At 49.5% G+C, this 610-nt stretch carries 1 protein-coding gene; it reads left to right on the forward strand.

Features of this window, described 5'->3' with window-relative positions:
- The first annotated feature begins 119 nt into the window (after nt 1–119).
- A complete protein-coding gene (gene tnpA / locus LC073_RS21560; protein ID WP_226649697.1) occupies nt 120–554 on the forward strand; it encodes an IS200/IS605 family transposase in 435 nt (144 codons plus the stop codon).
- The last annotated feature ends 56 nt before the right edge of the window (nt 555–610 follow it).

Below are 610 nucleotides of genomic sequence, written 5' to 3' on the forward strand. Positions count from 1 at the left end.
TAATTAACACATAGGTAAACCACCGCCTCTGGCGGTGAGACTTGACAGGGCTCTGCCGTTCCGGCGTGCAGAGTAAAAATATGGCCTCCATGAACCGGCAAGTTCTATAAGGAGGCCATATGCGAGATTGGCAGTGCCAAGCTCACGTGAAACATTATTGCAGGTACCACGTGGTATTTGTGCCCAAGTATCGAAAGAAAGCGTTATTTGGGACATTGAGGCGGGAGATTGGAGCAATATTTCGAGACTTATGTCGTCAAAAGGGCATTGAGTTGGTCGAGGGGTACGCAATGAGGGATCACATCCATATGTTGTTAATGATTCCTCCGAAGTTCAGTGTTTCCAATACGGTTGGGTTTCTGAAAGGGAAATCTGCGATCCAGATATTTCGGAAGTACAAGCATGTACAGAGAAATTTCACAGGAAGACACTTTTGGGCTCGGGGCTACTGCGTGAGTACAGTGGGGCTTGATGAGCAGGTGATTCGGGAGTACATCAAAAATCAAGAGGCTGAAGAGCGCCGCCAAGAGCAGATGCAACTGGCGGGGTTGTAACTAGCCCCCTCTGGGGGCTTTCACCATACCACCCGCTGTGCGGGTGGTTGCTGATT

Source organism: Microbulbifer variabilis (genome assembly GCF_020524905.1).
Lineage (GTDB): Bacteria > Pseudomonadota > Gammaproteobacteria > Pseudomonadales > Cellvibrionaceae > Microbulbifer > Microbulbifer variabilis_A.

Excerpts from the sequence above, each read along its gene's own strand:
- tnpA (WP_226649697.1), top strand. The coding sequence starts at position 120 with ATGCGAGATTGGCAGTGCCAAGCTCACGTGAAACATTATTGCAGGTAC.